The sequence below is a fragment of the Nitrosospira sp. Nsp18 genome (genome assembly GCF_900103145.1).
Taxonomy (GTDB): domain Bacteria; phylum Pseudomonadota; class Gammaproteobacteria; order Burkholderiales; family Nitrosomonadaceae; genus Nitrosospira.
The window spans coordinates 1-7,324 of record NZ_FMWY01000045.1 but is presented as its reverse complement, the minus strand read 5'-3'; the positions used below and the strand labels follow the sequence as shown (position 1 = coordinate 7,324).

General features: G+C 53.1%; 8 protein-coding genes. All 8 read left to right on the top strand.

The genetic code is table 11. From position 1 onward, the window contains the following. The first annotated feature begins 53 nt into the window (after nucleotides 1-53). The 8 genes from BLS94_RS14200 to BLS94_RS14165 all read left to right on the top strand — a co-directional run bounded on the left by BLS94_RS14200 (nucleotide 54) and on the right by BLS94_RS14165 (nucleotide 7,263). Complete coding sequence (locus tag BLS94_RS14200) at nucleotides 54-368, top strand: WbqC family protein (RefSeq protein ID WP_090962553.1); 315 nt, start codon at nucleotides 54-56, stop codon at nucleotides 366-368. Beyond that, nucleotides 365-772 (top strand): EamA family transporter, encoded by a 408-nt coding sequence (locus tag BLS94_RS14195; protein ID WP_218124830.1) that lies wholly within the window; start codon nucleotides 365-367, stop codon nucleotides 770-772. Before BLS94_RS14200 ends, BLS94_RS14195 begins: the two co-directional genes overlap by 4 nt. 47 nt (nucleotides 773-819) lie before the next feature. After that, nucleotides 820-1,941 carry a dTDP-4-amino-4,6-dideoxygalactose transaminase gene (rffA, locus tag BLS94_RS14190; protein WP_090962550.1) on the top strand — a complete coding sequence of 374 codons (1,122 nt, stop codon included), beginning with the start codon at nucleotides 820-822 and terminating at the stop codon, nucleotides 1,939-1,941. Next, on the top strand, nucleotides 1,928-3,655 hold the full coding sequence (locus tag BLS94_RS14185) for an ArnT family glycosyltransferase (protein ID WP_072768265.1): 1,728 nt from the start codon (nucleotides 1,928-1,930) through the stop codon (nucleotides 3,653-3,655). The genes rffA and BLS94_RS14185 overlap by 14 nt, the downstream gene beginning before the upstream one ends. Nucleotides 3,656-3,862: 207 nt before the next feature. Then, complete coding sequence (locus tag BLS94_RS14180) at nucleotides 3,863-5,080, top strand: TIGR04063 family PEP-CTERM/XrtA system glycosyltransferase (RefSeq protein ID WP_072768264.1); 1,218 nt, start codon at nucleotides 3,863-3,865, stop codon at nucleotides 5,078-5,080. Beyond that, nucleotides 5,077-6,168: a glycosyltransferase family 4 protein gene (locus BLS94_RS14175; protein ID WP_256325452.1), complete on the top strand. Its 1,092-nt coding sequence runs from the start codon at nucleotides 5,077-5,079 to the stop codon at nucleotides 6,166-6,168. The genes BLS94_RS14180 and BLS94_RS14175 overlap by 4 nt, the downstream gene beginning before the upstream one ends. Before the next feature lie 306 nt (nucleotides 6,169-6,474). After that, nucleotides 6,475-6,879: an acyltransferase family protein gene (locus tag BLS94_RS15505; RefSeq protein ID WP_371130308.1), complete on the top strand. Its 405-nt coding sequence runs from the start codon at nucleotides 6,475-6,477 to the stop codon at nucleotides 6,877-6,879. Nucleotides 6,880-6,888: 9 nt separating this feature from the next. Beyond that, a complete protein-coding gene (locus tag BLS94_RS14165) occupies nucleotides 6,889-7,263 on the top strand; it encodes a hypothetical protein (RefSeq protein ID WP_090962547.1) in 375 nt (124 codons plus the stop codon). Nucleotides 7,264-7,324: the final 61 nt, after the last annotated feature.

Below are 7,324 nucleotides of genomic sequence, written 5' to 3'. Positions count from 1 at the left end.
AAATCATCTTCGATGCACTAAAATGAATTCCTTTCCTTATGGCACAACGTTAACTGCAAAACTGTTTCGGTAACCTTTTTCTATGGCGCAACGCGCTGGGCGTCTATGGACGCAAAACCGAGCGGTTGATCGGTATCCTTGAGAGCGTAGGCGCGACAAAATATATCAGCGGTCCTTCAGCCAGGGATTATATTGATGAACCTATGTTTGCTGAGGCCGGCATTGAACTGGTGTATAAGGAATACCCGGTATATCCCGCTTATCGGCAATGCTTCCCGCCGTTCTCACCCTTCGTTACCATACTCGACCTGCTAATGAATGTGGGTCCGGAAGCGCCTCATTACATCTGGGGAATGGCGCCAGAATGAATATCAAGCATGAGAGAAAGATGAACGGACGATTCGATATGGCGGGACATATTTATATCCTGCTGACCCTGCTGTTCACGGTATATGGTCAGTTGGTGCTCAGGTGGCAGATGGCGCAAACGCGCGGCATGCCGGAAGGGGGGGGCGACAAACTCTTATTTCTTTTCCAGCAGTTCTTCAATCCATGGATCATATCGGCCTTACTTTCTGCTTTTCTTGCTTCGCTTGCGTGGATGGCGGCAATGACTCGTTTCGAACTCAATTACGCTTACCCCTTCATGAGCCTGGCGTTTGTCATCGTCATGGTTTTCTCGGTGGTTTTTCTGAATGAGTTACTCACCATCCAGAGCGTAATCGGTACCATAATGGTAGTCGGCGGCTTGATTATCATCGCGCGCGCCTAACTCTTTCACCTTATTTTCAAGAATACAACCCAAAAGCAAGCGCGGCCATGATCCCATTCAACAAGCCTTACATGACCGGAAAAGAGCTGTGGTACGTAAGCCAGGCTCATGCCAGCGGCCATCTCGCCGGTGACGGAATTTTTACCAGAAAGTGCAACGCATGGCTGGAGAATCGCATCGGCTGTGAGAAAGCATTGCTGACGCATTCGTGCACAGCTGCGCTGGAGATGGCGGCGATTCTTGCTGACATTCACGCCGGCGATGAGATCATCATGCCCTCCTACACTTTTGTCTCGACCGCCAATGCGTTTGCAATGAGGGGAGGCGTACCGGTATTCGTCGACATTCGGCCCGACACCTTCAATATCGATGAGACCTTGATAGAGGCGGCAATCACGCCGAAAACAAGGGCGATCGTGGCGGTTCACTACGCGGGCGTCGCCTGCGAGATGGATACCATCATGTCGTTAGCGGAAAGATACGGCTTGCTGGTAATCGAAGACGCCGCGCAGGGCATCATGTCCACCTATAAAGGGCGGCCGCTGGGGAGTATAGGCCATCTCGCCGCATTGAGTTTTCATGAGACCAAGAACATCATTTCCGGAGAAGGCGGCGCCCTATTGATAAATGCGCCGAGTTTTAGTGAAAAAGCCGAAATAATCAGGGAAAAGGGTACCAACCGCAGCCTTTTTTTTCGGGGTCAGGTCGATAAATACACTTGGGTTGATTTCGGTTCATCCTATCTTCCGAGTGAACTGATAGCTGCCTTTTTATGGGCTCAAATGGAAGAGGCTGATTCCATCACGAATCGCCGGTTGGGTATCTGGAACACCTATCACGATAACTTCGGCTCAGTGGAAATACAGGGCAAGATACGTCGTCCCATCATTCCCCGGGGTTGCACGCATAACGCGCACATGTACTACCTTTTGTTGCCGAATCTCGACAAGCGCAGCACTTTCATCGCCGCACTCAAACAGAAGGGAATAGGAACCGTCTTTCACTACATTCCACTTGACAGCTCCCCCATGGGGGAAAAATACGGACGCAGATCCGGATCGCTAACCCAGACGCAATTGCTGAGCGAACGGTTGGTACGGTTGCCGTTATGGCTGGGGTTGGAGGAGTTCCAAAGCGAAGTCATCCTGGAGGTCATTGCAGAGTTATGAAGAAATGACAACGCCGGGCGCCCGGCCTACGGTGCAACCTGATCAGGCTGATTCAAGACTTGATTCGAGCATACGGCTCAATTCTCGCGATGCGCTCGCCCTGCTGGTGCTGTGGTGTGGCGTGTGCGTGCTCTTCTGGAACGCGCTGAATCCTGGAGAATTCTGGTGGACCGATGAATCCCGCCATGCGATGAACGGCGTCTTCTTTTTTGATCTCTGGCAGGACGTGCCCTGGAGGGCGCCCTATGAGTACGCTCTTCAGTATTTTGCTCAATATCCCGCCCTGGCATTAAACTGGTATCCGCCGTTTTTCCCCGTCGTGGAGTCTGTTTTTTTCGCTATTTTCGGAATCACCGAATTCAGCGCCCATCTCACCGTAATGGTCTTCGCTCTGGTTGGCGTATCAGCATGGTATGCCTGGGCGCGGCCAATCTGGGGGCGCGCAGCTACAGTACTGTCCTGCCTGCTTTATCTTTCGACGCCGGGCGTGCTCGATTGGACACGTTCCATCATGCTGGAGGTCCCGGCAGTGGCGATGATCATTGTGTCCATTCTGGCATTTGATCGTTATCTGAGTCATCCAAGTTGGCGCCGCGCTGCACTTGCCGGGCTTGCGCTGGCATCCATGCTGCTGCTCAAGCAAACTACCGTATTCATCCTGCCCGCCTTGCTGGCCTACGCATTGCTCACCGGACATGGACGGTTGCTATGGCGTAAAGAGGCTGCGCTGGCGTATGTCATAGTTGGCGCTGCCAGCGCATTGCTCACAATGCATGCGCTCAAGTTCGGTGCAATACCGGTCAATGCTCTGGTGAATCAATTCGGTCCGAACAGCTCGCAACTGTTCAACGGAAGGCGCTGGGGATATTATTGGTCAGCACTGTGGGATGTTTGCGGATGGCCGCTTGGTATCGCCATTCTGATAGGCGTTGCGTTCCGGGCACATATGGGTACCAGGGGCAAGCCGCAGGATTCGCTGATCTTTTTTTGGCTTGCGGCCTCATACCTGTTTACGGTATTAGTCGTCGGACGCGGCGAGGGGAATGTTTTGCGCTACACCATGTATGCCTTGCCCCCGCTGGCATTGCTGGCCTGTATGCCATTAAGCCCGGGAGTCGTGCTGAACGCCGGTATACGTCGAGCCGCGTTCGTGTTTCTGGCTGTGCTTGCCAGTTGGAATGTATATGTGGGATCGACCAAGACCCACACCTATGTAGCCGGATACGAACAAGCAGCTGAATTTGTCGTGCGGCAGGACGATACCGGCTTGATTCTGTTTGCCGGAAAACATGACGGAAATTTCATCTTTCACCTGCGCGCCGTTGATCCCGAGAAGAACAAGGCGGTATTGCGAGCCGACAAGATCCTGGTATCCATGGCGGTACACAAGGCATTCGGCATGGTCTCCTATGTCCAGAACGTGGAAGATGTCATCGGGTTAATCGACCGTTATGGGGTAGGGATCATCGTGATCGAGAGCCGCGACGTAGTGGATCTGCCTGAATTTAAACTCCTGGCTAAAGCCATGGATGACCACCGGTTCCAGATGATTAAGGAAATCCCGGTACTAACCAATGTGCCGGAGTTTGATAATCTGTCAATCCGGGTCTACCGCTACCTGGATAAAAAGGAACAGGCGGGTGGTCTCGTTATTCCACTGCCGCATATGGGCATGGAAATCAAACTAAAGCCCCAACAGAACAAATCCCTATGAATAAGCTGTTTCCCCGGAATATGCGGCTCGCGTTCCCAAGCTCGAATAACATCGACCAGGGGAAGGATAAAGTCGAAAACCAATGGTTATAGACCAAACCATTTATTAACATGGTATATGTCCACGATTAGGCGCAGAACTTGAATCTTTTCGCTGATCCGCCGTAATAATAGCTCTAGAGCATGCCAAAATAACCTAAGTAAATTGATGCGAATCCTGCATATTCTTGACCATTCCATTCCCCTCCACAGTGGCTATACATTCAGGACGCTCTCCATTCTCAAAGAGCAGCGCGCTCTGGGATGGGAAACCTTTCACCTGACCGGATCAAAACAGGAAAATTGCAGCGTGCTGGAAGAAGATGTTGAAGGCTGGCACTTTTATAGAACACCGGAGGCAACAGGTTTCGGGTCGAAACTTCCCGTCCTGAATCAGGTTTCCGTCATCGAAAACCTGACCCGCCGCCTCAGCGAGACAGCCCAAATCATCAAGCCTGATATCCTGCACGCCCACTCCCCGGTACTTAACGCCATACCCGCGCTTCGCGTAGGCCGCAAGTTGAGCATCCCGGTCGTCTATGAAATCAGAGCGTTCTGGGAAGACGCAGCAGTGGATCACGGCACCAGCCGTGAATGGGGATTAAGGTATCGCCTTACGCGTGGATTGGAGAGTTACGCCTTGAGGCGCGTTGACGCCATCACCACCATTTGCGAAGGCCTGCGCACTGACATTCTCGGGCGCGGCATTGCATCGGAAAAGGTAACGGTTATCCCCAACGCCGTCAACATCGAAAACTTCAGCGTGGGCAAAAGCAGGGACCCGCAGCTTGCCGCAGATCTTGGCGTTGAGGGAAAAACGCTGCTGGGCTTCATTGGTTCATTTTATGCTTATGAGGGTTTGACCGTCCTGTTGCGGGCACTACCGGAAATGTTGGCCGGAAACCCCGATATTCGCGTCCTGCTGGTCGGTGGGGGCCCACAGGAAAAAGAATTAAAGGCGATAACCAGACAGTTGTGCCTCGAAGGCAAGGTGATCTTCACCGGCCGTATCCCTCATGAGCAGGTACCTCTTTATTACAATCTGATCGATATTCTCATCTATCCCCGTCTGCAAATGCGGCTCACCGACCTCGTCACGCCGCTCAAGCCCCTTGAAGCCATGGCACAAGGCAGGCTTGTCGTGGCATCGGATGTCGGCGGCCATCTGGAATTGATCGACGACGGAAAAACCGGCGTCCTTTTCAAGGCTGGCGATCCGCATGCCCTGGCATCCAGGGTGTTGAACCTTCTTGCCAGTCCCGGTCAATGGCCTGGTTTGCGCGACGCCGCCCGAAGCTTTGTGGAAACACAACGTAATTGGCCCATCAGTGTTGCCCGTTACCGAGGCGTCTACGCCCCGCTTGTCGCCAAGCGGGTATCGTCGTGAAAGCGGCTGGCTTGCGCATCGGCCTGATTGGGCCCCTACCGCCTCCATCGGGGGGGATGGCGAACCAGATGCTGCAACTAGCCCGGTTGCTGCGAGAGGAAGATGCCACGGTGGAGTTGATTCAGGTCAATCGCCCCTACCATCCCCATTGGGTTGGCAGGCTCAAGGGGATAAGAGCGGGTTTTCGGTTGCTCTCTTATCTTGCTCACCTCTGGGTTTCGGCAAGCAGGGTCCAGTTATTTCACGTGATGGCTAATTCCGGCTGGTCATGGCACCTTTTTGCCGCCCCGGCCATTTGGATAGCCAGAATCAGAAACATACCCGTTATTATCAATTACCGCGGCGGCGAGGCGGATGTCTTTTTCAGTAAAGCATTTTTTTGGGTAAGGCCAAGCCTGCACCGGGCCGATGCGATCGTCGTTCCTTCCGGTTTTCTTGAAGCTGTATTTGGAAAGCGGGGTTTCGCTACCAGCGTCGTACCCAACATTATCGACCTTAGCCGCTTCGGGATGCCAACGCGCCCCGCGCCTCTGCCGAAAGCAAGTTTTCCGCATATCATCGTTACCCGCAACCTGGAGCCGATTTACGACAATGCCACTGCCTTGCGCGCCTTCACTATCATAAAACAAGCTTTTCCGGCGGCAAAACTTACCTTGGCCGGGTCCGGGCCAGAGCGGCGGATGCTGGAAGAACTTGCATGCAGGCTGGGCGTGGCGGATGTGGTTGCATTCACGGGCCGCGTGGATAATGAGGGCATGGCCGCTCTATATCAGAGCGCCGATATCATGATCAATCCCAGCCTGGTCGATAACATGCCCATCTCATTGCTGGAAGCATTGGCCAGTGGCGTTCCGATAGTGAGTACAGATGTCGGCGGAGTGCCCTTTATGGTGGAACATGAAAAGACGGCTTTACTTGTCCCCCCGCAAAATCCCGAGGCCATAGCCAACGCCGTTCTTACACTGCTAAACGACCCTGCCAAGGCAACGCAACTCAGCAAGGCCGGGGTCGAGGCCGTGCAGCACTACACATGGCCAAATGTCCGGGATCGCCTGCTCCGCGTTTACAGGCAGGCCCTGCAAAAATGACGAGACCATCCTGTTTCCTAGTGGCTGGCGAATCACCTGCATCAGCTTAAAGCCGCATGCAGGCCTGTTCATGCTTTTCGGCCCTGCCGGGCGCCTATTCCGCAAATCCTTCCACGTCTTGCTTCAAGACTGCGATAAACTGACTTATCTAGCGCGTTGTTGTGAGTTCACTAGGAAAAATGAAGTTCATGGGGCGCAAAGAATCCTATTACAGCCCTGGTTGTCAAAAAGCTGACAAACCGGCCTCAGCTGCCGGATTCAGGTTTAGCTTCATAACGTGAACAAAAGGCACAAGGTGAAGCTGCCGTGTTACCGCAAAGCGTTGGTGAAAGAGCACGCCGGGCATTCAGATATCGCGCTGAAGTGGATGGGCTGAGAGCCGTCGCGGTTATCCCCGTCGTTCTGTTCCATGCGGGTTTTGAGTGGTTCAGGGGCGGCTACATCGGTGTGGACTTGTTCTTTGTCATCAGCGGTTATCTCATGCGGCAAATTTTCTATCGTGAGCTTTTACGAGCGACGCGCGCGCCGAATCCTCCCGCCCCTGTTCCTGGTGATGCTGGTAATTCTTCCGTTTGCCTGGTTATGGATGAGGCCGCACCACCTCAACAAAGCTTTCTCGCAAAGCGTGCTGCTGCCTCCCTTTTTGCGCCGAATATTCAATATCATCTCTTGAAGCATAATTCATTACAAGGCCAACGCCAAGCCTGCTAAATTCTTAAAATGAGCTTATATACATCTCTGATCTCCAGCCTTGTTTTTCCCCTTCACGAGCGCATCAAAAACCACAGTAGCGTTGCGGTTCGCAAAGAGATGGAGCTATCTCAATGGTGGGATACCAGACGTCTGGAAGCGTTCCAGTTTGCCAAACTGCAGCGACTCCTTACCCACGTCGAGGCGCATGTCCCTTATTACCGCAATCTGTTCACAAGCATTGGGTTCAAGGCGTCCCACGTGCGCAGTCTCGCGGACCTGGCACGCCTGCCTCTTCTGGATAAACCAAAAATTCGCGCCAACACCGAAGCATTGAAATCTGCAAATGGCCGAGACCTCGCCCGCGAATTGCGCCGAATTAAATGTAACCGAAAGGTATTCTGAGAAATAACGTTGCGCCATATTGAAGGTTACCGAAAAGGAGACCTTGATATGGTAAAGAGTG